The organism is Cellulomonas sp. P2_F12 (assembly GCF_056403775.1).
Genome location: NZ_JBFUEV010000004.1, coordinates 248,194 through 273,427, shown reverse-complemented (window position 1 = coordinate 273,427; position 25,234 = coordinate 248,194). Strand labels below are relative to the sequence as shown.

The 25,234-nt window shown below is 73.0% G+C and carries 22 protein-coding genes; 6 read left to right on the top strand and 16 right to left on the bottom strand.

Annotation, left to right across the window (positions count from 1 at the left end):
- Positions 1-57: 57 nt before the first annotated feature.
- Positions 58-546, top strand: coding sequence for a winged helix-turn-helix transcriptional regulator (locus AC1DWH_RS11835; protein WP_477093834.1), 489 nt, complete (start codon positions 58-60; stop codon positions 544-546).
- Here AC1DWH_RS11835 and AC1DWH_RS11830 read toward each other — a convergent pair.
- The gene (locus AC1DWH_RS11830) at positions 541-1,203 is read right to left on the bottom strand and encodes a Type 1 glutamine amidotransferase-like domain-containing protein (RefSeq protein WP_477093833.1); all 663 of its coding nucleotides are present in this window, start codon (positions 1,201-1,203) and stop codon (positions 541-543) included. The genes AC1DWH_RS11835 and AC1DWH_RS11830 overlap by 6 nt on opposite strands.
- Positions 1,200-1,784 carry a DinB family protein gene (locus tag AC1DWH_RS11825; protein ID WP_477093832.1) on the bottom strand — a complete coding sequence of 195 codons (585 nt, stop codon included), beginning with the start codon at positions 1,782-1,784 and terminating at the stop codon, positions 1,200-1,202. The genes AC1DWH_RS11830 and AC1DWH_RS11825 overlap by 4 nt, the downstream gene beginning before the upstream one ends.
- A gap of 114 nt (positions 1,785-1,898) precedes the next feature.
- On the opposite strand from AC1DWH_RS11825, the gene AC1DWH_RS11820 reads away from it, so the two are divergent.
- The gene (locus tag AC1DWH_RS11820) at positions 1,899-2,342 is read left to right on the top strand and encodes a VOC family protein (protein ID WP_477093831.1); all 444 of its coding nucleotides are present in this window, start codon (positions 1,899-1,901) and stop codon (positions 2,340-2,342) included.
- Here AC1DWH_RS11820 and AC1DWH_RS11815 read toward each other — a convergent pair.
- From AC1DWH_RS11815 to AC1DWH_RS11790, 6 genes are all read right to left on the bottom strand, one after another.
- A complete protein-coding gene (locus AC1DWH_RS11815) occupies positions 2,333-2,980 on the bottom strand; it encodes a hypothetical protein (protein ID WP_477093830.1) in 648 nt (215 codons plus the stop codon). The genes AC1DWH_RS11820 and AC1DWH_RS11815 overlap by 10 nt on opposite strands.
- A 117-nt stretch (positions 2,981-3,097) precedes the next feature.
- Positions 3,098-5,839, bottom strand: coding sequence for an FtsX-like permease family protein (locus tag AC1DWH_RS11810; RefSeq protein ID WP_477093829.1), 2,742 nt, complete (start codon positions 5,837-5,839; stop codon positions 3,098-3,100).
- Positions 5,836-9,012: an ABC transporter permease family protein gene (locus tag AC1DWH_RS11805; protein WP_477093828.1), complete on the bottom strand. Its 3,177-nt coding sequence runs from the start codon at positions 9,010-9,012 to the stop codon at positions 5,836-5,838. The genes AC1DWH_RS11810 and AC1DWH_RS11805 overlap by 4 nt, the downstream gene beginning before the upstream one ends.
- Positions 9,005-9,706, bottom strand: coding sequence for an ABC transporter ATP-binding protein (locus AC1DWH_RS11800; protein WP_477093827.1), 702 nt, complete (start codon positions 9,704-9,706; stop codon positions 9,005-9,007). The genes AC1DWH_RS11805 and AC1DWH_RS11800 overlap by 8 nt, the downstream gene beginning before the upstream one ends.
- Positions 9,703-10,611 carry an ABC transporter ATP-binding protein gene (locus AC1DWH_RS11795; protein WP_477093826.1) on the bottom strand — a complete coding sequence of 303 codons (909 nt, stop codon included), beginning with the start codon at positions 10,609-10,611 and terminating at the stop codon, positions 9,703-9,705. The genes AC1DWH_RS11800 and AC1DWH_RS11795 overlap by 4 nt, the downstream gene beginning before the upstream one ends.
- A gap of 119 nt (positions 10,612-10,730) precedes the next feature.
- Positions 10,731-11,558 (bottom strand): tryptophan-rich sensory protein, encoded by an 828-nt coding sequence (locus AC1DWH_RS11790; protein ID WP_477093825.1) that lies wholly within the window; start codon positions 11,556-11,558, stop codon positions 10,731-10,733.
- Positions 11,559-11,722: 164 nt separating this feature from the next.
- Here AC1DWH_RS11790 and AC1DWH_RS11785 point away from each other — a divergent pair, with 164 nt between their 5' ends.
- Positions 11,723-13,876 (top strand): glycosyltransferase, encoded by a 2,154-nt coding sequence (locus AC1DWH_RS11785; RefSeq protein ID WP_477093824.1) that lies wholly within the window; start codon positions 11,723-11,725, stop codon positions 13,874-13,876.
- On the top strand, positions 13,873-15,219 hold the full coding sequence (locus tag AC1DWH_RS11780) for a nucleotide disphospho-sugar-binding domain-containing protein (RefSeq protein WP_477093823.1): 1,347 nt from the start codon (positions 13,873-13,875) through the stop codon (positions 15,217-15,219). Before AC1DWH_RS11785 ends, AC1DWH_RS11780 begins: the two co-directional genes overlap by 4 nt.
- Here AC1DWH_RS11780 and AC1DWH_RS11775 read toward each other — a convergent pair.
- From AC1DWH_RS11775 to AC1DWH_RS11765, 3 genes are all read right to left on the bottom strand, one after another.
- On the bottom strand, positions 15,195-15,602 hold the full coding sequence (locus tag AC1DWH_RS11775) for a VOC family protein (RefSeq protein WP_477093822.1): 408 nt from the start codon (positions 15,600-15,602) through the stop codon (positions 15,195-15,197). The genes AC1DWH_RS11780 and AC1DWH_RS11775 overlap by 25 nt on opposite strands.
- Before the next feature lie 116 nt (positions 15,603-15,718).
- The gene (locus AC1DWH_RS11770) at positions 15,719-16,645 is read right to left on the bottom strand and encodes an SDR family oxidoreductase (protein WP_477093821.1); all 927 of its coding nucleotides are present in this window, start codon (positions 16,643-16,645) and stop codon (positions 15,719-15,721) included.
- Positions 16,642-17,082 carry a nuclear transport factor 2 family protein gene (locus tag AC1DWH_RS11765; RefSeq protein ID WP_477093820.1) on the bottom strand — a complete coding sequence of 147 codons (441 nt, stop codon included), beginning with the start codon at positions 17,080-17,082 and terminating at the stop codon, positions 16,642-16,644. The genes AC1DWH_RS11770 and AC1DWH_RS11765 overlap by 4 nt, the downstream gene beginning before the upstream one ends.
- Positions 17,083-17,267: 185 nt before the next feature.
- Between AC1DWH_RS11765 and AC1DWH_RS11760 the strand changes: the two genes are divergently transcribed.
- A complete protein-coding gene (locus AC1DWH_RS11760) occupies positions 17,268-17,825 on the top strand; it encodes a TetR/AcrR family transcriptional regulator (protein ID WP_477093968.1) in 558 nt (185 codons plus the stop codon).
- Between the two features lie 51 nt (positions 17,826-17,876).
- Here AC1DWH_RS11760 and AC1DWH_RS11755 read toward each other — a convergent pair whose 3' ends face one another.
- On the bottom strand, positions 17,877-19,037 hold the full coding sequence (locus tag AC1DWH_RS11755) for an epoxide hydrolase family protein (protein ID WP_477093819.1): 1,161 nt from the start codon (positions 19,035-19,037) through the stop codon (positions 17,877-17,879).
- 144 nt (positions 19,038-19,181) lie between these two features.
- Here AC1DWH_RS11755 and AC1DWH_RS11750 point away from each other — a divergent pair, with 144 nt between their 5' ends.
- Positions 19,182-19,730, top strand: a complete 549-nt coding sequence (locus tag AC1DWH_RS11750) for a TetR/AcrR family transcriptional regulator (RefSeq protein ID WP_477093818.1) — start codon at positions 19,182-19,184, stop codon at positions 19,728-19,730.
- A gap of 12 nt (positions 19,731-19,742) precedes the next feature.
- Here AC1DWH_RS11750 and AC1DWH_RS11745 read toward each other — a convergent pair whose 3' ends face one another.
- From AC1DWH_RS11745 to dnaB, 4 genes are all read right to left on the bottom strand, one after another.
- Positions 19,743-22,463 (bottom strand): MGH1-like glycoside hydrolase domain-containing protein, encoded by a 2,721-nt coding sequence (locus tag AC1DWH_RS11745; RefSeq protein ID WP_477093817.1) that lies wholly within the window; start codon positions 22,461-22,463, stop codon positions 19,743-19,745.
- Between the two features lie 315 nt (positions 22,464-22,778).
- Positions 22,779-23,207: an iron chaperone gene (locus AC1DWH_RS11740; RefSeq protein ID WP_477093816.1), complete on the bottom strand. Its 429-nt coding sequence runs from the start codon at positions 23,205-23,207 to the stop codon at positions 22,779-22,781.
- A 168-nt stretch (positions 23,208-23,375) separates the two neighbouring features.
- Complete coding sequence (locus tag AC1DWH_RS11735) at positions 23,376-23,810, bottom strand: YdeI/OmpD-associated family protein (RefSeq protein ID WP_477093815.1); 435 nt, start codon at positions 23,808-23,810, stop codon at positions 23,376-23,378.
- Positions 23,811-23,830: 20 nt separating this feature from the next.
- A complete protein-coding gene (gene dnaB, locus AC1DWH_RS11730) occupies positions 23,831-25,210 on the bottom strand; it encodes a replicative DNA helicase (protein ID WP_477093814.1) in 1,380 nt (459 codons plus the stop codon).
- Between the last annotated feature and the right edge of the window lie 24 nt (positions 25,211-25,234).

Below are 25,234 nucleotides of genomic sequence, written 5' to 3'. Positions count from 1 at the left end.
AGTGATTGCGCTTTGCAACCACTATATTGAGGACGTAAAGGGTGTCAAGGAGGAGTCGTGGAGCCACGGTCCGGATGTCCGATCAACGCCGCCGTCGAGGTGCTCGGAGACCGCTGGTCCCTCATCGTGCTGCGAGACGTCATCTTCGGCGACCGCCGCTACTTCCGGGCGCTCCTCACCGGGTCGATCGAGGGCATCGCGTCGAACATCCTCGCCGACCGCCTGGTGCGGCTGGTCGAGGCCGGCATCCTCACCCGAGGGACGGCCGCTCGCGGGCAGCGTGCGCGCTACAGCCTGACCGAGGCCGGCATCCAGACCCTCCCGATCATCGACGCCCTGGGCACCTGGGGCCTCGACTGGCGCTCGGGGAGCGCCGAGCTCCGGGCCCGGCAGCAGCTCATGCGCGACGAGGGTCCGGCGTTCGTCCAGGAGCTCATGGACGAGCTGCGGGTCCGCCACCTCGGCGCCCCACCGACGCCGCGCGACGGGCCGGGCCCGCTCGAACGCCTCGACGCCGCCTACGCCGCCGCCACGGAGCAGCTATGACCCGAACGCCCTCCATCGCCCCTCCGAGACCACATCGACGGCGCCGTCGACGACCGTGATGGCCGTCTGCTCGTCGATCGCGTAGGCCGGCGCGCCCAGGTCGGCGGCCCACCGCTCCGCGTCCGCCAGGGTGTTCGTCGGGAAGGCGTCCAGGTGCGGGAAGATCGAGAAGTCGACCACCCCGAGGGTCCGGTCGTCCGGCGCGGCCCGCCACTCGACGAAGGACAGCCCGATCCGGGGTGTCATCACCATGCTCCCGGCGCTCACCCCGACCCAGACGGTGTCGAGCAGCGACGGCAGCAGCTCGGCCAGCCCGGACTCCCGCACCCAGTGGCACAGGTACGTCGCGTCGCCGCCGTCGACCAGGAGCACGTCGGCCGCCCTGACCCACGGGACCCAGCGTTCCGCGCCGATGGTCGGCAGTGCCGTGAGCTCGAGGACACCCAGCGACGCCCACCCCAGGCCGGAGAGGTGCCGGAAGTGGGGCTCCGCCGCCACCAGCCCCCGCACCGACGCCGGCCCGCACATCGGATGGCCCCACTGGGCGGTCGGGACCACCAGCGCGTGCGACTCGGAGACCGGCTTGCCGAGCAGCCGCACGAGCGCCGCGTGGATGCTGGCGTTCGTCACGCCGCCGGACGTGAGCAACAGCTTCACGATGCCTCCGAGTTCGTGCGCGCCAGATCAGCTGCTGCCCGCGCCGCGGTCTCGATCCTCGCGCAGTGGGCGGCCCAGTCGGCGGCGTCGTTCGCGGCGCTCCCGATGTCCAGCTGCTCGCGCAAGATGTCCGCGTGGCCGGCGTGCCGGTTGCTCTCGGTCAGGACGTGGACCATCGCGTTGAACAGCGTCACGTTCGGCTGCGGCCACCACGGGACATGCCCCGGGGCGTCGATCTGCAGCGCATCGACGGTGGCATCCGCATGGCGGCACGCGCGCTGGTACCCGTCGATGACGTCGGCGCGCGACTCCCACTCGTGGACCCACAGGCTGTCGCGGTTCTGGTAGCCGGGATCGTCGAATCGAGGAAGCCGATCGGAGAGCGGACGACCGAAGATCGACCCCAGGTAGCACGCCTCCGCGATCGTCAGGTGCTTGATCAGACCGAGCAGGTTGGTACCGGTCCTGGTCAATGGACGGCGGGCGTCGTACTCGGACAGGCCGTCCAGCGTGCCCAGCAGTGAGTGCCGGGTCCATCGAAGGTCGTCGTGAAGGTACGCCTTGGCGAAGTCGTCGTTCATGCTCGACAGCGTCACACCGCGGGCCGAGGCTCGGCTAGTTCGGGAGTCCGACGAGCAGACTCGAGCGCCGTCGAGCCGCTCGGGTCCCCGGCCACGCTGGCTAGCATCGATCGCATGCCCATCACCCTCGAGAACGTCGGCATCGCGGTGCGCGACCTCGACGCGACGATCGCCTTCTTCACGGACCTCGGACTCACGGTCGTCGGCCGCGACACGGTCAGCGGTGAGTGGGCCGACACGGCAGTCGGCCTCGACGGCAACCACGCCAGGATCGCGATGCTCCAGACGCCCGACGGTCACGGTCGCCTCGAGCTCTTCGAGTACATCCACCCCGACGCGATCGAGACGGAGCCCACCCGTCCGCACGAGATCGGCATGCACCGCGTCGCCTTCTCGGTCGACGATATCGACGAGGCCCTGGCGATCGCCGCGAGGCACGGCTGCTACCCGCTGCGCGGCGTGGCGACGTACGAGGACATCTACAAGCTCACCTACGTCCGCGGTCCCAGCGGCATCCTCGTGATGCTCGCCGAGGAGCTCGCGACCGCTCAGCCGTAGTCGCGGCGGTAGCGGGCCTCGACGTGCCGGGCCTGCGACTCGCGCTCGGCCTCGACCGTCACCCCGTGCTTGTGCGCGAGGGCCGCCAGGATGGCGTCGCAGACCTCGGCGTACTCGGCGACGAGCGAGGGGCGGGTCGTCGCCACCCAGCGCTGCTCGGCGGCGTACCGCACGTACTCGCTGACCGCGGCCTGCTCCGTCCGGATGAGGCTGCCGTCGCAGACGAGCGGGCTGCCGTCCGGGTTCGCGATCCCCGGACCGGCCTGGGCGCCCGGAGGTGGGGCGGCGACGGCCGGTGCCTCGCGGGGCTCCGGCACTGTGTAGGCAGGGGCTTCCGGCGGCGGCGGCGCATCGGTCCGCCGCGCCTGCTCGGGGACCCCGGGCGCCAGCATCCCGGCGTTCAGCTGGCGGAGCTGCTCGGTGAGACCGTCGAGCCTGGCCGTGTAGGCCTCGATCACCCCGAGCTGCACGTCGAGGGGCACCTCGGCGTCGCCGCCGAAGAGGTCCTGGTCGTAGGACTCCCGGGCGCGCAGCAGTCGCTGCGAGAGCCGGTGGATCTCGTCGCGCAGCTTCACCGCCTCGCCCGCCACCTGCGGGGGCGCTGCGGGCAGGTCTGCGTCGTTCAGCGCGTGTGCCATAGCCAGCTTCCTTGGTCGCCTGTGGCGTCTCTTCTTCATCGACGCCGTGGGGCGGCTACGTGAGCAGTGAACCGGGCGAATTCTCGTGCGCCCACCAGCTGCCCCGTCGACCCGTCGTCAGCGCACCCGCAGCACCTGGCCCAGCCGCTCACGCCGGCGGGCGGACGACTCGACCGCCACCACCGCCAGCACGGTCGCCCCGAGGAGCACGACCGGCAGCACCGTCCACCACGGCAGCACCACCCCCGGATCGGTCGACTGCCCGGTGACGAGCCGCAGCGCGAGAGGCGCCACGAGCGCGCCGACGAGGGCGATGGCGAGCAGCACGCCCCCTGCCGCGGCCACCAGGGTCGACGGCAACAGCTCTCCGGCCGCGACCCGTGCCGTGTCCCGTGGTCGCAGGCCTAGCACCCGCGCCGTCGCGAGGGATCTGGCACGCCCCGGAGCGGAGGCGGCTGCAGCCAGGACGACGATGGTCATCGCGTACCCGGCGCACAGGACCGCGACGAGGGCGACGAGGGTCAGCAGCCCCCCGGCCAGCGGGTCGGACCGGCGCTCGGCGAGCAGCTGCGCGCGGTCGAGCACATGCCCCTCGACGGCCGGGGCGGCCGCGCGCGCCACCTCGGACGACGTCGGGCCGACCGCCCACACCGTGTCCAGACCCACCGCGTCCTGCTCGGCACCGGCGGGCCGAGACCCGGTGCGCTCGGCTCGCGCGGTCGCGACGGCCCTGACGACGGCGGCCAGCGCGTCACGGTCGACCACGACCGTGGGGCCGCCCGGTGTCCCGTCGGGCTGCTGCGCGGGCAGCGCGGGGACCTCACCCATCGGCTCGAGGTCGACCGTCACGCTCCCCCAGCGCAGCGACGGCCGGGTGCCCAGCAGGACGCCCGGCACCAGGGCGGGGAGCGGACCTGGTGCGACGCGGGTGGTCGCGGCGCCGGACGCGTCCGCCAGCGCCGCGAGCGCCGGGGCGGCCCCGAACGGCGTGCGCGCGAGGAACTCTCCGAACGGCACCGGGTCGACCGCCAGCACACGCACCTCGTCGACGCCCCGCACGCCGAAGACCTGGGCCCGGGCCTGCACCCGCCCGACGGCCACCGCGTCGACGCCCTCGGCGGCGGCCATCCGGTCCGCGACGTCCTGCAACGAGGCGTCCTGCGACGTCGTGCGCAGGACGACGTCGGCGCCGAGCCTGTCCCACGCGCCGTCCGCCTGACCGGCACGTGCGGTGCCGGCGAGCGCACCGCACAGCCCGACGAGCGTCGTGACGACGACGAGAGCGACGAAGGGCAGCATCGCCCCGGTGGAGCCGGCTCGCGCCGCCGCGAGCAGCCCCGGCGCCTTGCGGGACCGGCGCGCGACACGCAGCGCTCCTCCCAGCAGCAGGGGGACGGCGTGCCACAGCAGCAGGGCACCCGCGGCCGCGACGAGCACCGGCGCGGCGGCGAGCACCAGGTCCGCCACGCCGGACATCGACACCGCTCCCCGCCGACGCAGCGCGACCAGGGCCCCGGCCGCGACCAGGAGGACGGCGGCCTCGAGCGACACCCGCCGCACGGTGCGCACGCGCTGTGCCAGGCGTCGACGGTGCCGGTCGGTCGGGACTCGACGTGCGTCGCTGCGCGCCGTGGTCACCATGGCGAACGCCGGCGGCGCGACCAGTCCCACGGTCATGACCACGACGACCCAGGGCCAGGCCACCGCGCCCGGTGCCGCCGCCTGCCCGAGCACCAGGCCGACCGCCGCCCCGACGCCGACGACCACGGCGGCCTCGGCGCCGGCGCCTCGGGCGACGTCCGGGAGGGAGGCCCCGCGGGCGCGCAGCGTGCGCAGCGCGGCGGAGCGCCGGCGCGCAAGAAGGTCGGCTGCGACCAGCAGGACCAGCACGGCGCCGCCTGCCAGGCCGGCCAGCACCACGGTCGCCTGCGACCAGGTCGCCGCCACCCCGGCGCGCGCCTGCGTGAGCACGAGGTCGAGCCGGGACGTCACCGATGGCCCCGGTCCGGGAGCCAGCACCAGGTCCGGCGACGCCTCCAGCGCGGCGACCTGCTTGGCCAGGGCGTCCGACCCGGCGTAGTCCAGCGCCTGAGGCTCCACCGGGAACCGGAACGTCCGGGTCACCCCGTCCGGCTCGAGCGCGGCGCGCGCAGCGGGGAGCGACGCCGCGGACAGCAGGCCGCCCACGACGGTGGTCGGCGCGTTGCTCTGCCCCACCACGCGCGGCCGGAGGACCTCGGGCCGCGCCGTCCACACGCTGTCCTGCGGGTCGTTCGCGTCGAACACCCCGGTGACCTGCACGGGCACGACCGTGTGGTCGGGCTTCACGGCCTGGAAGGTGTCACCCGCACTGACGTCGAGCAGACGCGCCACCGCGTCCGAGAGCGCGAGCTGCACAGCACCGTCGGGCCCGGGGCCCCCGGGTGCACCCCCGCTGAGCCAGCGAACGGCGGGGTCGTGCCCCGCCCACAGGTACGTCATCCACAGCACCCCGCCGGTCGGCATCCCCGGTGTGCTGATCGTCAGGTCGGTGCTGGTGGCGGCGGCGACGGGTGGCCCGAGAACACGGTGCAGCGACGGCGGCAGGGCACGGTCGATCGTGCCGGCCGCATCGTCGACGCCCGCCCTGGTCTCGAGCTCACCGACGGTCGGGTCGGACGCACCGGCGCCGTACGTGCTGGTGACGACGACGTCGGTGGGCGGGTCCGCGCGCGCGACAGCCATCCGGACGGCGGTGTCGGCGCGGCTGCTCAGCAGGCGGGGCACGGCATCCGTGACGCCGACGGTCAGCGCGACGACGATCAGCGTGACGACCAGAGGCCACAGGTCGGCGCGGGACCGGCGCCAGGCGGCTCTCATGCTCCCGGCTCCATGCGCAGCCGGCCGATCGTCGACCGGCGTACCGTCCGGGCCGCCAGGGGGACGACCACCGCCGCGCACCCGAGCAGGAGCACGAGCACCGTCGCCACCTGCACCTCCCACGGCCACGTCACGACGGCGCCCGGCACGGGTGGCAGCCCCTGCGACGAGACAGCCAGGAGCGGGCCGATGGTCCAGCAGGCGAGCGCACCGAGAAGCGCTCCGGCGAGCACCGGGAGCCCGACCAGGACGGCCTGCTCGGCGAGGACGGAGTTCAGCACCGAGCGTCGCAGCGCTCCGAGGCCCCGCAGGCGGGCCACGTCGGCCTCGCGCGCCTCGAGCGCGGTCGTGGTGTAGATCGCCGTCCCGACGAACGTGAGCACGAAGGCCGCCACGACCAGCAGCGCGGCGGCTGCCCGTTGCGCCGCCCGCAGGGGACCCTCCGCGCTCTCGTGGGCCACGGCGGTGCGGTCGGTCACCGGGCCGATCCCCTGGGCGGCGAGTGTCGCCGCAGCGCCGGGTTGCATCACGCCGCCGACCCACCACGCGTCGGTCAGGGTGTCGAGGTCGCCCTGGCTGAGGGTGGCGCGCGACAACGAGTCCACGTCGGCCAGCAGCGCCAGGGCGCGCGGCTGCGAGGGGATGTAGGCCGCGACACCGGCCACCTTCGCGCGGACCGGGGTCAGACCGAGAGCGAGCTGTACGCCGTCGCCGACCTTGAGCCCGAGCTCGTCCGCCAGCTGTGCGGAGACCACCACCGGCACGTCGTCGACCGGGTGGAACGCGAGAGCGGTGAGGGTGCCCTCGGACCAGAACAGCCCCGGCAGATAGGCGGTGCCCGCCAGCGTCAGCCGCACCCCGTCGGGCTCCTCGGCCGCCGTGATGCGGTCGAGCGCCGCCACGACGTAGTCGCTCGTCGGCGGGTGCGCGGGGAACCACCCGTCGTCGGATTGCAGGGTCGCGTCGCGCAGCGCCACCTCGATGTCGAACCCGACCTGGCTCTGCTGGTCGGGGTCGGCGGCGTCGCCGTACGCGGTGAGCCGGGTGTCCACGGCCACCAGCCGGACGTCGGGCGGCACGGCCACGGCGAGGTCGTGCGGAGCGCCGTCCAGCGGCACGGCCCCCGCAGGCAGCGCCGCGCGCGCCCCCTCGGCGTCCTCCACGACGATGCTGAGGGTGGCGCTCATCGCGAGCTCGTCCTCGACGTGCCCCGTCACCACCAGGTCGGCGCTCGTGCCGGGCAGCCGCACGCCCCCGACCGACCCGGTCGGCGCCAGTCCCGCTGCCGCATCGTCCCAACCGCCGGACGGCAGGCGGCCGCGCAGCAGCCCGTCGGCGTCCCGCGTGTCGACCGCGACCAGGTGCACGGCTTCGTCGCCACCCTGCGCGCGCGAACCGAGGGTGATCGGCCTGCTCGTGGCAGGGCTGACCCGACCGCCCGTGGCTGTGCGCAGCGTGGCGCCCGTGCCGAGCGCGTCCAGCTGCGCGGGCACCGAGAGGTCGGTGCCGACCGTGGCCGCCGCCTGGTCGCGCTGGGACTGCGACCACGTCGCGGCGAACCCGATCCCGAAGGTCGCGCACGCCGTCGCCAGAACGACCAGGAACGCCGCCGCGGCGCCCTGCGGGCGACGCGCCACCCCCCAGGCGGCGAGCGGCAGGGTCAGCGAACGGGCCGACGCGGCGCGCGCGTCGGCGCTGCGGGCGATCAGCGCGAGGGGGCGCAGGACGAGGGCCGCCCCCGCCAGGAGGCACAGCACCGGAGCGACGACGAGCACCGGGTCTGCCGTGGCGCCGCCGGTCACCCGGTGCTCGCGCAGCTGCAGATAGGCGAGCGCCGCCAGAGCCAGGAGCAGAAGGTCGGCGCCCGAGCGGGCCACCACGCCCACGCGGTCGTCGCGGACGCCGCGCGGCGTGCCGGCGGCCAGCCAGGGCAGCACGAGCAGGGCGCCGAGTGTCAGCGTGACGGCGCCGACGCTCGCGACGAGCGGGAGCAGTCCGCCCTCGGGGACTCCCCCCGGATCGAGGCCGACCGCCCCCGCCAGCACGCCGTACAGTCCGAGCGCCAACGCCGTCGCCGGGACCACCGCGAGGATCGCGAGGACACCGGCCTCGGCAGCGGCCTGGCCGACGAGTCGGCCGCGGCCGGTTCCACGGGCGCTGAGCAGCGCCGCCTCGGGTGCGCGCCGACCTGCGACGAGCCGGGCGGCCAGCACGACCGTGGTCGCTGCCAGCGCGGCGCCCAGCAGCGCCACGGCGAGCACGCCCGAGCCGGTCACCCCGCGCTGCTCTCGGGCCGCGTGCACCGTGCGCGCGTAGGGCAGGTCCACCACGAGGTTCTGGGTGCGGTCGCCCAGCGCGCTGCCGAGCTCCCCCTTCAGGGCGTCGACGCGCGCACCTGCCTGGGTCAGGTCGCCGGCGTCTGCACCCGTCAGGTCGGGTTGCACCCGCAGGGTGACCCGACGCAGCGGGACCTCGCTCGCGGCGAGCCCGCCGGGTGCGACGACGAACGGGCCGTAGGCCGTGATGTAGCCGCGGTAGTTCGGGCTCACCCCGGTCCCGCCCAGCGGGTCCTCGGCCCACGCCGGGTCGGGTCGGGGCACGAACGTCCCGACGACCGTCAGCTCGGTGCCACCGCCTCCCGGCGCTCCGGCGAGCGTGGTCACGCTCCCGACGTCCAGGTCGAGCGCTCGTGCCGCGGACGTCGGCATGGCGACCTCGCCCGTCGCCGTCGGCCAGCGCCCCGTCTCGAGCGTCCCGCGGGCGTCGCGGTCGTCGAGCTCCGCGAGGTAGCCGAGGCGCAGCGGCCCGCCGTCGGGCGGCAGGTACCTCATGACGGTCGAGACCCAGGCGGTCTCGGTGGTCGGGAGGCCGCCGAAGGCTCCCGTGAGCATGGCCGACGCCTCCGCGACCGCTCCGGAGGCGTCGCGCGCGGTGGCGGCGACGCGCTCGCTCACGTCCGGGTCGTCGGGGTCCTCAGGGAAGCCGAGCGCAACCCCCACCGCGACATCCTCGCCGGGGGCGTGGACCATCGAGAGCTGCAGCGCCCGCTGGGGGGAGGCCGTCAGGAGCAGCACGCACGTCCCGACCAGGCTCGCACCCGCGATCATGACCGCGAGCACCGTCGCCAGCACCGCCACCTGGGCGCGCCCGCGCCGCCACAGGAGCTCACCCACGCTCGGCAGCATCCACGAGTCGACCGTCGACAAGGTGCACCGCGCGGTCCGCGAGCGCGATCATCACCGGGTCGTGCGTGGCGACGAGCGCCGTCATCCGCTCCGCCTCGACGACACCGCGGATCAGCGCCATCACGGACAGCCCGGTCTCGCTGTCGAGCTGCCCGGTGGGCTCGTCGGCGACCAGCAGCCGGGGCGAGCCGGCCAGAGCCCGTGCGATGGCGACCCGCTGCTGCTGACCGCCGGACAGCTCGTCGGGGCGCTGCAGCGCGTGCGGGGCGAGCCCGACGAGGTCGAGGAGCATCTCGACGCGGCGTTCGCGCTCCGGCACGGGTGCCTCGCGCAGCCGCATCGGCACACCGACGTTCTCGGCTGCCGTCAGCACGGGTATCAGACCGAAGGTCTGGAAGACGAAGGCGACCCGGTCGCGGCGCAGCAGCGCCTGGTCGTCGTCGCTGAGGGCGGCCACGTCGACGCCGTCGACCAGCACGCTCCCCTGGTCGGGGCGGTCGAGCCCGCCGACGACGTTGAGGAGCGACGTCTTGCCCGACCCGGAGCGCCCGACGAGCGCCACGAGCTCGCCCGGCTCCACGTCGAGGTCGACCCCGCGCAGGGCGTGCACGGCCGAGCGGCCGCTCCCGAAGGTGCGGTGCACGTCCCGCACGCGCACCGCCGCGCCCACGCCCGTGCTCACCTGGCGCTGCCGTCGGGCCACACGCCCAGGTGGTCGGCCTCGAGCGCCAGGCGCACGCGGCGGGTCAGCGCGAGCGCCTCGCGGTACTCGCGCGGCACCTGCAACCGCCCGGCCCGGTCCATCACCGCGTACTCGTCGTGCGTGACGTCGCCGCCGGCGTCCCGACGCAGCACCTCGCTGCTCGTCCGCCCGTCCCTGATCGCGACGGTGCGCTCCACCAGCCCGCTGACAGCCGAGTCGTGCGTGACCACGACCACGGTGGTGCCGGACTCCCGGTTGACGGTGCGCAGGGCGTCGAACACCTCGCGCGCCGTGGCGGTGTCGAGCTCGCCCGTCGGCTCATCGGCCAGCAGCAGCTGGGGCTCGTTCGCCAGGGCCGTCGCGATGGCGACGCGCTGCTGCTCGCCTCCGGACATCTCCCGCGGCTGCCGGCCGGCGACGTGTCCCACGCCGACGAGGTCGAGCAGCTCCGCGGCCCGCGCCGACCGGTGCCGCCGCGGCCCTGTCATCGGCGTCGCGACGTTCTGCAGGGCGGTCAGGTACGGCAGAAGGTTGCGCGAGGTCTGCTGCCACACGAAGCCGACCATCTGCCGGCGGTAGGCGACCCGGTCACGTGCGGTCATCGCCATCAGGTCCCAGCGCCCCACCCGCACGCGTCCCGCGGTCGGTGCGTCCATCCCGGACAGCACCGCCAGGAGCGTCGACTTCCCCGAGCCGCTGGCTCCGACGACCGCCACCATCTCGCCCTCGTCGACCAACAGGTCCAGCCCTTGCAGGGCCTGCACCTCGACGCTGCCCGACTGGAAGATCCGCACGACGTTGTCGCAGACGACGAGGGCGTCGTGACCGAACTGCGCGGGGGCCTTCGCACCCCCGCCCAGGGCCTCGAGCGTGCTCTCGGACACGGGCGCTCCCTCCGTCGGACGACATCCCCCCGCAGGCTAGGCCGATCGGCGCCGCCCGGTGGGCAAACGTCCCGCGGCGCGCGCTCTCGACGAAGGTCCGAGCACGAGCCTCGGCCGCGTCAGCCGCGGGAGCGCCGACCGAGGGCCGCGGCCACGACGCAGCCGATGAGCGCCACGCCGCTCGCGACGCCGGCCGCGAGCGCGACCGTACCGTTCTCCAACGGTCCCTGAGAACGCCCGATGCTGATCCAGGCCAGGCCCCACGCCATCGCCAACCCCACCGGCACGATCACCGTCGGGCGGCCACGGCCGTACGTGGCGTACGCGAGGGAGAGGGCCGCCGCGCCGGCGAGCAGGACCACCGACCACGCCGTGGCACCCAGCACCAGGTCACCGACGCCGGCGTGCGCCAGGAACGCCGCGACGTTGGCCAGCGCGGCGACGCTCACCCACCCCAGGTACAGGCCGACCGTCACGTCGGTCGTCACGTCGACGACCCCGCGCGGAGGGGCGGCGACCAGCGCGACGAACAGGACGCAGAGGACCGCGAGCAGGCCGACGATGACCAGGACCGAGCCGACGAGCGATCCGCGCTGCACCACACCGATCCAGAGCGCGTTGAGGAGCATCGAGGCGAGCACCCACCATGCGGTGGCTCGCAGACGAGGGTTGGTCGCCTGCCGGGGCACGGCCTGGGCGACCGCGACGACGGCCAGGCCCAGATAGATCACCGACCAGATGGAGAAGGCCGGCGTGGCCGGCGCCACGGGTGTCGCGGTCGCCGACAGGGCTCCGCCGGCCGCGTCCGCGACGGCCTGGCCCCCGAAGGCCCCGGAGCCCGCCGCGGCACCCACGACGGCCACCACCGCGCCGACCAGCACGCAGACCTGCCGGGTGCGGTCGGCCGTCCTGGGTCGGTCGGAAAGGATCGCTCCGGTCGCTGACATGGCTCCAGCATGCCTACCCTCAGCATGCTGAGCATCTTGGCGGCAGCCCGGGCACCACCAGTCGACGACGCGGTCGGACCAGGTGCATCCACGGACGCCACTCACCCCGAAGGAGGGGCGACGGCGTCGCTACCGCCGCACCCGAGGGATCGAGGGAGACCTGCGTGGGAATCCAGACCTCGCTGGACGCCGTGCGTTCGGCCGAACGGATCGTCGACGCCCTGCAGCGCGCCGACGCCCTGACCTTCGAGAGCAGCCGCGACCCCGGTATCCGCACCGTCCGGGTGCTGCGAGGCGCCGTCGAGGACGCCGATCAGCTGGTGGTCGTCGCGGCGCTGCACGCGCTCGGCACGGTCGTCGACGACGAGGCGGCGCGGGCCCTCGAGGGCAGCCTCTCCGACGACCGGCGGTTCGTGCGTGAGCACGCCGCGTGGGTGCTCGGAGCGGGGCTGCCGCGGGCGGGCGCCGTCGGCAGGCTCGTCACGATGGTCGCCGACGGAGGGTTCGGCGGGATGCTGGCGCAGCGCACGCTCGAGCAGTGGGGTTCCCGCAGCCCGGAGCTCCTCGCCGTCGGGGTCGAGGGCGCCCTGGTCGGCGCCTCCGACCGAGGTGCGCGCACCCGGCTCGTCGAGACCCTCGGGCTGGTCCAGCACCCGATCGCCGGCCGACCCCTGCTCGCCGTCGCGGCCGACGACGGCGAGGACCTCGGGGTGCGCGCCGCGGCAGTGGCCGCCCTGGGCGAGCGACCGGCGACCGGCGCGGCGCTGGACCTCCTCGGCCGCCTGTCCTGGGGCGACGGTCACCTCGCCCAGGTCGCCCGGCTCGCCATCGCCGACCTCGACCTGGCGGCCTCCGGTCGGCGACGCCGCTCGAGGTCCGGGCTGACGATCGGTCAGCTGTTCCTCCACGCCGACATCGACGCACGGCTCACGGCGGCGGGCGCCGGGGACAACGGCGGGATCGCCACGCTGCTGGTCCGGCTGGGTGACGCGCTCGTCGCACCCGGTGGCACCCGCGTGGACCGCGTCCTGACGATGTCCCGCGGCTCGGAGGCGGAGGCGCTCGCCGACCTCGACGGCCTGGACCGCGACGGCCACCGCTACGGCCGTGTCCCCCTGCTCCCGGAGCCGGTCCCCGCGGCGTCGGCATGGCCCGCGCGGGTCGCGGCCCGTCGCGGCATCCGGCGGCTCCTGCGGGCCGCGGGCGGCGTGGACGCCCTGCACCTGCGCATGGCGGACGTGGGCAGCCTGGCCGCCGCCGACATCGCCCGCGAGCTCGACATCCCGGTCGTCTTCAGCGTGGCACCCGACCCGCAGGCGGGGATCCAGTCCCTCGACCTGGCGGGGCAGCTGACCCGGGAGAACTTCGGCGAGGCCGACGAGCGCGAGCACTACTGGTTCCGGTCCCGGCTCGTGCAGCGGCTCGCCGCCAACGCGTCGCACACCGTCCTCTTCCCCCGGCCCGACCTCGGGCGTGACCTGCGCACGCTCGTCGGCATCGACATCACGGCCCATCCCGAACGGCACACGATCGTCCCCGAGGGCGTCGACCTCACGGTCATCGACGCCGCGACGGCCGACGCGGTGGCGCACGCCGGAGGCGCGGCGCCGTCGGAGGCCGTCGCCGAGCTGCGCAGGCTGGTCGGGACGCTGCCGGTCGAGCGTCGCGAGCTGCCGCTGATCGTCAGCGTCGGCCGCCTCCACCGCGTCAAGGGCATGGCAACCCTCGTCGAGGCGTGGGCGACGGACGGGCTCCGCGAACGCGCGAACCTGGTGATCGTGGGCGGCGCGCTCGACCACCCGTCCGCCGACGAACGCGACCAGCTGGACCGGATCGACGCCCAGGTCCCCGCCGACCGACGGCCCGCAGCCGGGCTTCTCCTTACCGGCCACCGCCCCAACGACGTGGTCGCCCGTTGGCTGGCATCGACCCGGGCCGGACTGCCCGGGTTGAGCGCGCCGGGCGGGATCTACGTGTGTGCGAGCCTCAAGGAGGAGTTCGGGATCGCGCTCCTCGAGGCGATGGGCGCAGGTCTGCTCGTCGTCGCACCCGACACGGGCGGCCCGGCGACCTACGTCGAGGACGGCGTGACCGGGTACCTCACGCGCACCGTCGACGCCGACCGCCTGGCGTCGGCGGCGTCGGCCGCGTTGGACTCGTCGCTCGCCGAGACGGACGACCGCCGGGCAGAGCGCTCCCGGCGCACGGTCGAGACGCGATTCACGATCGGCCGCATGGCGACGACGCTGGCGGAGATCTACACGACGGTCGCCGACGACGAGCGCGCGGCACGCTCGGACCTGGCCGCCGCCGGATGACCCTGCTCGTCATCGCGCCGGACTACGCGTCGCACCTGCTCCCGCTCGCCACCCTCGCCACCGCGTGGCGGGAGGCGGGCGAGCGGGTGGTCGTGGCCTCCGGACGCGCCACCGCCGGGCTGGTGGACTCGTTCGGCTTCGAGCGGGTCGAGCTCCCGCTCGGCCGCGGGTCGAACCCCGGCGTGATCCGGGCCGGCGAGCAGCCCCCGGACGAGGGCGCCTCTCTCCAGGGCTTCTTCGACGCCACACGCCGGGGGATGATCCCGACCCTGACCTACCAGGCGAGCGAACGCCTGGTCGACCTGATGTGGCAGCCCGTCGAGAAGGCACGCGCCACGCTCGCGGTGATCGACAGCGTCCGTCCGGACCACGTCGTCGTCGACCACCTGGCCTACAGCGCACGGCTGGCGCTGACGACCGGCGGGGTCGCCCACGCGGACGTGGTGCTCGGGCACCCGACGGCGCTGCCGGTCGGCGACGAGGTGTACGGCCGCCCGCCGCTGTGGCCCGCCGCGTTCCGTCCCGACCCGGCCGAGCTCGACCGTCTCGAGCTGCTGTGCAGGCAGGTCGCCGACCGCTTCACGGCCCAGTGGAACGAGGCCGCCGAGGTGCTCGACCGGGGTGCGCCCGCCGTCGCCGACGCCTTCGCGCTGCACGGGCCGCTCGTGCTCTACAACTACCCCGCCGAGCTCGCCACGCCGGGCCGGTCGCTGCCGCCGCACCGGTACCTGGGTGCCGCACTGCGCCGGGAACCGGTCGACCCCCAGGTCGAGGCCTGGCTCCGCGACCCCGAGCCCTTCGTCTACGTGAGCTTCGGCAGCTTCCTGTCGGTCCGCGGGGACGTCCTGGCCCGGGTGACCGCCGCCCTGCGTGGCGCGGGCCTGCGGGCGGCCGTCGCCACCGGCGTGACTCCGGTCGCGGACCTGGGCGACGTGCCGGCGAGCTGGCTGGTCCGGGAGTACCTCCCTCAGGTGCGCCTGCTGCACGACGCCGTCCTCGCCGTGACCCACGGCGGCAACAACTCCGTCACCGAGGCCGCGGCCACCGCCACCCCGATGCTGGTCCTGCCCTTCTCCACCGACCAGTTCGCCGGCGCTGCGGCGATCGAGCGCGCCGGCGTCGGCGAGGCGCTCGACCCGAACGACGCGTCCGTCGCGCAGATCGGGGCGGCCGTCGAGCGGCTGCTCGGGCTGACCGGCCCCGGACGCGAGGTGCTGAGGACGGTCCGGACCGGACTGCAGCAGGACCCGGGCCCGGCCCGGGCCTACCGGGCCACGGTGGGCGACGTGCTCGAGCCAGTGCCCCTCGCCGCGCTCCGCTACCAGGCGAGTCCGGGCTCGTAGGTGCCGAACGACCACTCGTGTCCGCCGGGGTCGAGCACCCGCGCGCGGCGCGAACCCCACTCGGTGTCCTCGGGGGGGAACACCGGCCGGCCGCCCGCCGCGAGCGCCCTGTCGTACAGGTCGTCCACTCGATCGGTGTGCAGGTAGAAGCCGCGCCCCACCGATCTGTCGTGCAGCCCTGGTGTCTCGTAGCTCTGGTCGAAGCTCGCCACCATCACGATCGCACGATCGAGCCGCAGCTCGGCGTGCTGCACCGTGCCGTCACTCCCGTCCTGGCGACTGACGACCCGGAAGCCGAGTGCCTCGAGCCACGTGATGGCTCCGGGAGCGTCCTGATAGCTGAGGTAGCCGTACAGGGCCGCAGCGACCGGCTGGTCATTCATGGCTCCGACGCTTGCACGCGCTCCGCGAGGCGTCCACACGGGGCGTCCGACGCCCGCCGCCACCTCCGTCGTCGGTCTGGCCACGCACCGCGCGTGAGCTCGGCCGCACCCGCCGGCTACACCTGCGGTCGGGCGTCGCCGCCCACCGGGCTCGGGCGGTCGCGCCCGGCTACGGACGGTCCGGTCAGGCAGATGGCTGCCGTCGTGGCAGGCGAGGGGTACCCAGGGGGAAGGGCGCTGGGCGCGGTGCCCAGATCGAGCTCGTCCATGGCCAGGGCCGCTCGCAGCTGCCGCCCGATGGACGGTCGGACCCTGCCCAACGTTCCCGCGGCGAAGGCGAGCGTCGCCCGGGGAGCGTGCCGCGGTGGGCGTGCACGTCCGTCCGCGGACTGGATGAGGGCGGCGAGCTCGTTCATGGTCAAGCACTCCGGGCCGACGATCTCCAGCGTGCGGCCGCGGACGGAGGCGTCAGTCACCGCACGGTCCACGATCGACGCGACATCGACGACGGAGACGAAGCCGATCGGGTTGGCTCCGCGGCCGAAGACGACCGGTCGACCGGACCGGCTCGCCGTCCGCCGCAGGATGTCGATCCACAGCTCGAGGAAGGCGGTGGACCGCAGGATCGTCACGGGTGCTCCCAGGGAGGATGCATGTGCCTCTGCAGCGTGCTTCATGCGGAACAGCTCCATCGGGTGGTCGGCCGAGGCGCCCACCACCGACATCAGGACGAGGTCGGCGTCGGCGGACCGTGCGACGTCGGCGAGGGCGATGTTGCCGTCGCGGTCGATCGCGGTCGGGTCGGCATCACGCGTCCCGGGGAAGCCGTGCATCGCCGAGACCACGACGCTCGCGCCGTCGACGGCCCGATGCAGTGAGGACCGGTCCCGGACGTCGCCACGCACGAGCTCGACCGGTCGGCCCGTGGTCTTCGGGGCCCGGGCAAGATCACGGGTCATGACACGTACGGGCAGACCGCGCGCGACCAGGCGATCCACGACGAGCCGGCCGAGCCTCCCTGTGCCGCCGACGACCAGGATCACCGCGACACTCCGGGGAGGACCTGTCGCCGTACGGCCTCGTCGGCATCGCCCGGACCCTCGTGGACCGGCTCGAGGTAGAACCGCGCCCAGCCCGCGCACCCGTCCGTTACTCCGAAGATGATCACGCCGCGCATCAGATGAGGCGAGCCGTCCACCCGCGTCCCGGTGTGCTCCCACTCGGTCCATATGACGTCGCCGCTGACGGAGAGCCGCAGGACCTGGGCGTGGACATCGGGGACGGCGGCGAAGATCTGTGACCAGTTCCTGCTGACCTGCTCCCTACCGACGAACCCGCGCTCGGGATGCGCCGGTGTCTCGTTGCGATAGTCGGCGGCGAAACAGTCGACCACCGCCTCGACGTCGTGCGCGTTGGTGGCCGCACAGAGTCGACGGACGAACTCGACAGCTCCGTCGTGGACCTGGGTCTGAGACTCCATCGTGTCCGGCTTTCAGGGGCGTCTGGCGGGTGACGGTCAGTCCTGCGCGCTGGGGCCCGCGTTCCACTACAGTGCGGAATATTCGATACACCACTATGGAACGAAAGGACTGAGCCGTCAACACCACCTCCCGCCGGTACGACGCCAGCGGCCGTCGGGCGCAGGCCGCCCGGTCACGGTCGGCCATCGTCGATGCCGCACGCGACCTCTTCCTGTCGACGGGCTACGCGGGATCCACCATCGCGTCGATCGCGGCGCGGGCCGGCGTGTCGGCCGAGACGATCTACAAGGCCTTCGGCGGCAAGCCTGGTCTCGTGCGGGCCGTGTGCGACCAGGCGCTCGCCGGCGCGGGACCCGTCCCCGCCGAGCAACGCTCCGACGAGCTGCAGAGGACCGAGCAGGACCCGCGCGCGATCATCCAGGGCTGGGGCGAGCTGACGGTCGAGGTCGCACCGCGAATCGCGCCCGTCCTGCTGCTGGTCCGGGACGCGTCGACGGGCGACCCGGCGATGGCCGAGCTCCGCGCGGAGCTGGATCGATCCCGCCTCGCACGGATGACCCACAACGCAGCGAGCCTGACAGGGCACCTGCGCCTGGGCCTCGACCAGGAGACTGCCGCCGACGTCCTGTGGACGTACAGCTCACCCGAGCTCTACGAGCTGCTCGTTCTGCGGCGCGGGTGGACGGTCCGGCACTACGGCGCGTTCCTCGTCGACGGATTGACCGCCTCTCTGCTGAGGTGACCCCGCTGCGGCAGTCCACGCAGAATCCTGCATCCGGAGCCAACCGTGTCGTCACGCGCGGAGGCCCCGCAGGCCGGTGCGGAGCTCGTCGACGAGGATCTCGGGTTGCTCGAGAGCGGCGAAGTGTCCGCCCCTGTCGGCGACGCCGACGTGCATCAGGTTGCTGTAGGCGGCCTCGATCCAGCTTCTCGGCAACCGGGGGATGTCTCGCGGGAAGACGGTCACGGCGACCGGCAGCGTGAGCGTCGGACCGGCCATGGTCGCCGAGCGGTTCTCCCAGTAGATCCGGGCGGACGAGGCAGCACTGTTGGTGAACCAGGCGAGCGAGATCGCGTCCAGCATGGTGTCGGTGCTGAGGGCGTCCTCGGCGAGGCCGCGGTTGTCCGTCTTGGACTGGAACTTCTCGTAGATCCAGGCCGCCTGGCCGGCCGGCGAGTCGGCCAGGGCGAACCCGACGGTCTCCGGCTTCGTGCCCTGCAGGTGGTTGGACCCGCCGAGCGGGCCGGAGTAGAGGGCGAGACCGTCCACCGCGCCGCGCTCGTCGGGAGTCAGCGTGTCGGGGATGTGCTCCGGGAACGCGTACGGCGTGCTCAGGTGAATCCCGAGGAGACCCTGGGGCTGCATCGCGCCGAGAGCCGTGGTGACGGCCGCCCCCCAGTCGCCGCCGTGGGCCGACCAGGACCGGTAGCCGAGTCGGCGCACGAGCTCCGTCCACGCCAGGGCGATGCGGGTGACGTCCCATCCCGCGTCGGTCGGCTTGCCGGAGAACCCGAATCCCGGGAGGGACGGGATGACGACGTCGAAGGAGTCGGCGGCATCCCCTCCGAACGCCACCGGATCCGTGAGCGGCCCGATCAACCTCAGGAAGTCGGCGATCGATGTCGGCCATCCGTGCGTCAGGACCAGGGGCAGAGCGTCAGGGTTCGGGGACCTGACGTGGAGGAAGTGGATGTCGAGCCCGTCGATCGTGGTCAGGAACTGCGGGAAGGAGTTGAGCCCGGACTCGAAGCGACGCCAGTCGTACTCGTGCTCCCAGTACGAGACGAGGGACCTGGCGTTCTCCACGGGGACGCCCTGCGACCAGTCGCGGACGGTCTCCCGGTCGGGCCAGCGGGTCCTGGCAAGCCGTTCCTTGAGGTCGTCGACCTCCGCGTCCGGGATCGTGACGCGGAACGGTCGGATGTCGGCGGATGCAGGACTGGATGCGGTCATGGTGCGCTCCCCTTCGGCTCCGGTGCACGAATTGCACACTGGTGTGCAACATAGGCGATTGCACACCAGTGTGCAATCATCAGGACTGTGCAGAACGAGACCGCAGGGCCTCGCGGCGGCGACACCCGGGAGCGACTCCTCGACGTGGCAATCGAGGTCCTCGGGACGACCCCGGACGCGAGCATGGGCGACGTGGCCTCGGCAGCCGGGGTGGTCCGACGGACCGTCTACGGCTACTTCCCGTCCCGGTCCGACCTCCTGGTGGCACTCGCGCGACGCGCCGCGAGCGAGATCGCGGCGGTCCTCGCCGATGATGCCCCGGTCGGCAAGGCGGCCGACGTGGCGTGGGCCGACTTCATCGCCCGCCTCTGGCCGCTGACCCACCGCTACCGGGTGCTCGTGGTCCTCCGGCGCGGCGAGTTCGGGGAGGGCATCCACGCCCTTCTCGGAGAGGTCGAGCAGTCACTTGCCGACCTGGTCGAACGGGGTCAGGACAGTGGGGTGTTCGGGCGACACCTCCCCGCGGGCGTCCTCAGCCAGGCGGCCTGGTCGGCGGTGTTCACCATCGCCGACGACGACGACCTGTCCGGGGCGGAGCTCGACGTCTCCGCGGTGATCCTGACGAGCCTGCTGATGCTGGGGGTTCCGGAGTCGCGCGCGACGGTCTTGGCCGAGCGGTCGGGTCGGGCCTGAGCTCTCGAGGTCTCAGGCCGGCGGGAGGCCGCCCGTGGGCCGGTCGTCGACGGGCACCAGCCCGATGTTGTGCAGGAGGTCGCTCAGCGAGGCGACGCCCGAGCCCGGCCGGCGGCGGATCAGGTCCGCGACGACCCCCGTCCACCCGGTCTGGTGCGTGGCTCCGAGGCCCGCGCCGTCGTCCCCGTGGAAGTACTCGTTGAACTGCACGAGCCCTTGCCAGCGGGGGTTGTCGCGGAACTGGCTCACGTACCCGTAGCAGGGTCGTCGGCCGTCGCCGTCGAGGGTGAAGAGCGAGATCAGCCGCCTCCGCAGGTCGTCGGCGATCTCCGTGAGGCCCGTGCGATCTCCGGACCCGGTCGGGTACTCGATCTGGACCTCGTCGCCGAAGAACGTGCCGTAGACGCCGATCGAGCTGACCAGCAGGTAGTTCAGGGGGAACCAGATCGGGCCTCGCCAGTTCGAGTTGCCGCCGAACATCGCCGTCGTCGACTCCGCGGGCTCGTAGTCGATGCTCGCCCTGAGCTCGCCGATGTCGAGGACGTACGGATGCTCCCGGTGGGCGGCTGAGACCGCACGCAGGCCGTACGGCGACAGGAACTCCGCCTCGTCGAAAAGTCGCCGGAACAGGCGCTCGATCCGCTCGACGCCGACCACGCCGATCAGCATCCGACGATCGCCCGGGGTGCCGCGGATCATGCCGGCGTCGGGTGCGAGATGAGGCTCGGAGCCCAGCAGGTCGGCGAAGCTCTTGCCGAGGAGCTCGAGGCGGCGGATCAGCGGCTCGTCGATCACGACCCCCGCGAGCACCGGCAGCACACCGACCATCGAGCGCACCTTCACAGGGATGCGCTCGCCGTCGTCGAGCTCGATGCGGTCGTAGAAGAACCCGTCGGTCTCGTCCCACAGCCCTTGGTCGTCGAGCGCGTTCTTGATCAGTGCGTAGTGCTCGAGGAACTTGATGGTGAGGTCCTGCGTCGGCTGGCCACCCTGCCGGTGCAGGACCAGCGCCATCGTGGCCATGTGCAGCGAGTAGAGGGCCATCCAGGCCGTCGCGTCGGACTGCTCGAGCGTGCCCGCCACCGGCAGCTTGTCGCGGTCGATGGGACCGATGTTGTCCAGACCGAGGAAGCCTCCCTCGAACAGGTTGGAGCCGTCGGAGTCCTCACGATTGATCCACCACGTGAAGTTGACCAGCAGCTTGTCGAACACGCGGCGGAGGAAGTCGAGGTCCGTCCCGCCGTCGACGGAGAACACCTCGAGCGCTGCCCACGCCTGGACGGGCGGGTTGAGGTCGTCGAACGACCACTCGTACGCGGGCAGCGCGCCGCTGGGGTGCTGGAACCACTCACGGCAGATGAGGATCAGCTGGTACTTGGCGAAGGCCGGATCGACGTGCGCGAGCGCGACGCAGTGGAACGCGAGGTCCCAGGCCGCGAACCACGGGTACTCCCACGTGTCGGGCATCGACAAGATGTCGAAAGCATCGAAGTTGCGCCACCGGCTGTTGCGGCCGGTCTTGCGCGACTCCGGCGGCGGTGGCTGCCCGGGGTCCCCGTCGAGCCAGCGCGCGACGTCGTAGTTGTACAGCTGCTTGGACCAGAGCATGCCCGCGAATGCCTGGCGCATCACGAGGGCCTCGTCGGCGGTGGTTCCCGCGGGCGTCAGCTCGGCGTAGAACTCGTCGGCCTCCGCACGGCGGAGCGCGGTGACCCGGTCGAACGACGCGCCCAAGGCCCCGGCAGGACCGCCACGCGGGCGCAGGCGCAGACGCAGCTCCACGGTGTCCTGGGACCGGACCTCCACCTGGTACCACGCGGACGCCTTGGTCCCCGCTCCGTCCGGGTTGACCGTCGACGCGCCGTGCAGCACGTGGTCGTTGATGCCGTCCTTCGGGTACGCCGGGGACTCGTCGGCACCGAAGAGCATGGCCGCGTTCGTGTCGTTGTCGCAGAAGAGCAGCGGCGGGGCGGAGCCGTCGGGACCCGGCCCGACGACGAGCTCCAGGTCCCCGAACTCGGGGTGGTCGATCTCGATCGTCGCGCCGGCGCCGGCGCGCAGCCCAGGACGAGGCTGGTCCAGCTCCCACGACCAGGTGTTGCGGAACCAGACAGTCGGCAGCACGTGCAGCACCTCGGTGTCCGGACCGGCATTGGTGACCTGGACCGTCATGAGAACGTCGTGCGGGCCGTCCTTGGTGTACTCCACCTCGACCACCCAGAACCGGTCCTCGTCGAACGCGCCGGTGTCCAGCAGCTCGTACTCGGGCTCGTGCTTGCCCCGGCGGCCGTTCTCCGTCACCAGGTCGGCGTACGGGAACCCCCGCTGCGGATAGTGGTACCGCCACCGATTGAGCGCGTGGCTCGGCAGCGCGTCGGTGAACCACCAATACTCCTTGACGTCCTCGCCGTGGTTGCCCTCGTTCCCCGTCAGGCCGAACATCCGCTCCTTGAGGATCGGGTCGCGACCGTTCCAGAGCGCCAGCGACAGGCAGAGCCTCTGCTGGACGTCGCAGAAGCCGGCCATGCCGTCCTCGCCCCACCGGTACGCCCGCGAGCGCGCGTGGTCGTGCGGGAAGTGGTCCCAGGCCTCGCCGTCCGCGCTGTAGTCCTCACGGACAGTGCCCCACTGCCGCTCGCTCAGGTAGGGCCCCCACAGGTACCAGTCGCTGGCCTGCAGCAAGCCGTCCTCCAGCCGACCGAAGGCCATCACCCGCTCGCGCTCGGCACCCATCTCACGCCCTCCCGTCGACCGGACGCGTCCGCGGAACTCGGGATCGACGGCTCATGCCCGACAGACTGCCTGGCGCAGGGCGCGCAGGTCATCATCCGAAGGAGATGACGCAGCACTCCATCTCGTCGGCGTCCTCGCGGTGCAGCAGGAAGACTCCCGCCGTTCGGCATGCGGCCCCGGATCTCGAACCGCGGACGGCATCGACCGCGTCCGCCGACCGCACGATCCAGATGGTCGGTGGTGCGGCGGCGGCCACCGCTGACTCACCGCACCCCCGGAGCGCCCGCGAAGCGTCGGGCGCCCGGCGTCCGGAGCTCATCCGATCGCGCGGGTCACGAGCGCCGTGATCTGCTTCTCCGCGGCGGGGGTCAGCCGGGCCAGGGCGAACTCCGCAGGCCACATCGGGCCGTCGTCGAGGGCCGCCACGTCGCTGAAGCCGAGCGTCGAGTACCGGTTCTTGAACTTTGCCGCCGGCTTGAAGAACAGCAGGACCTTGCCGTCCTTGGCGTAGGCCGGCATGCCGTACCAGGTCCTCGGCTCGAGGTCCGGCGCGACGTCCGTGACGAGGACGTGCAGCCGCTCCGCCATGGCCCGGTCCGCGTCCTCCATCTCGGCGACCTTCGCGAGCAGGTCGTTCAGCCCGTCGGCCTTCTTGCCCGTCGCGCGCACTTCCTTGGCGCGGTCCTTGATGGCGGCGCGCTCGGCGGCGGAGAAGCCTTCGGTGGTCTCGGTCGTGGTGGTCATGGTGGTTCCTTCCCTGGGGAGCTGTCATCACCCTGACGTTCGCCGTCGGCACGGTGTGACAGAGACGGGCTCAGCAACCGATGCAGGTCACCACGTGGGGCCGAGGAGTCGGGCAGCGTGATGCGTCCGGCGGCGATGACATCGCCGCCGGAGGCTTTGCTCTCGGGGTCAGCCCCGCAGGGTGGCGATGGCTGTGTCGATACGCCGTCGGCGCGTCTCAGGCTTCTTGGCGCTCTCGATGGCGCGCACATGCTCGCGCTTGCGGCTGTCGGTCAGGGAGTCGTACGCGGCACGGGCGACGGGGTCGTCGTCCAGGGCTCGCGCGAAGTCCTCCGGCTCGACGACGACGCGGGGCTCGGTGTCCAGCTCCAGCTCGACCTCGACCTCCTCGCCGATCGTGACACCCGCGGCCCGTCGGTTGGCGTTGCTGAGGCCGAGCAGGTGGCGGCCCCGCATGATGGCGACGCGGCTCTTCCAGGAATGCCCGTTGACCGTGATCGTCACAGGCGGCCGCGCGCCCCCGCCGAGCGCCGCTGCCACCTCGGGCGGAACTTCCAGCCCCCGCATGGGCTCGGGTGGCTCGACGACGGTGCGAAACTTCACGGCGCGCTCCTGGGAACTCGTCAGGCCTGCATGTCCACGAAGCGCGAGTAGTGCCCCTGGAATGCCACGACCAGCGTGTCGGTCGGCCCGTTTCGGTGCTTGGCGACGATGACGTCGGCCTCGCCCGCGCGGGGGGACTCCTTCTCGTAGGCGTCCTCGCGGTGCAGCAGGATCACGATGTCGGCGTCCTGCTCGATCGAGCCCGACTCACGCAGGTCGCTCATCTGCGGCCGCTTGTCGGTGCGCTGCTCGGCGCCACGGTTCAGCTGGGAGATGGCGATAACCGGGACCTCGAGCTCCTTGGCCAGCAGCTTCAGGGCCCGGGAGAACTCCGAGACCTCCTGCTGGCGGGACTCGACGCGCTTGCCGGACGACATCAGCTGCAGGTAGTCGATGACCACGAGCTTGAGGTCGTGCTTCTGCTTGAGCCGCCGGCACTTGGCCCGGATCTCCATGAGCGACATGTTGGGCGAGTCGTCGATGAACAGCGGCGCCTCGGAGATCTTGCCCATGGTCGCGGCGATCTTGGCCCAGTCGTCCTCGCCCATCTGGCCGTTGCGCAGCTTCTGCAGGTGCACGCGCGCCTCGGCCGACAGCAGACGCATGGTGATCTCGTTGCGGCTCATCTCGAGCGAGAACACGACGGACGTGAGCCCGTGCTTGATCGACGCCGACCGGACGATGTCGATGCCCATGGTCGACTTGCCGATGGCGGGGCGCGCGGCGAGCACGATCATCTGGCCCGGGTGCAGGCCGTTGGTGAGCCGGTCGAGGTCCGAGAACCCCGTGGGGACGCCGATCATGCCCTCGCCGCGGTGGCCGGCCGCCTCGATCTCGTCGACGGCGCCGCCGATGATGTCGCCGAGGATCAGGTAGTCCTCCGACGAGCGCCGCTCGGTGACCGCGTAGACCTCGGCCTGGGCGTTGTTGACGATCTCGTCGACGTCGCCGCCGTCGGTGCCGTAGCCCAGCTGGACGATGCGTGTGCCGGCCTCGACCAGCTTGCGGAGCACCGAGCGCTCCCGCACGATCCGCGCGTAGTAGCCGGCGTTGGCGGCGGTGGGGACCGAGGAGATGAGGGTGTGCAGGTACGGGGCGCCGCCGATGCGCTGGATCTCGCCGCGCTTGGTCAGCTCGTCCGCGACCGTGATGGCGTCGGCGGGTTCGCCGCGGCCGTACAGGTCGATGATCGCGTCGTACACGACCTCGTGCGCCGGGCGGTAGAAGTCGGTGCCGCGGATCTGCTCGACGACGTCGGCGATCGCGTCCTTCGAGATCATCATGCCGCCGAGGACGCTGCGCTCGGCGTCGAGGTCCTGCGGCGGGGTGCGGTCGTAGCCGGCGTTGCCCCCACGGCTGCCGCCGGACGGCATGCCGTACTCGAGCTCCTCGATCGTCACCTGATCCCCATCGTCGTCGTCGTA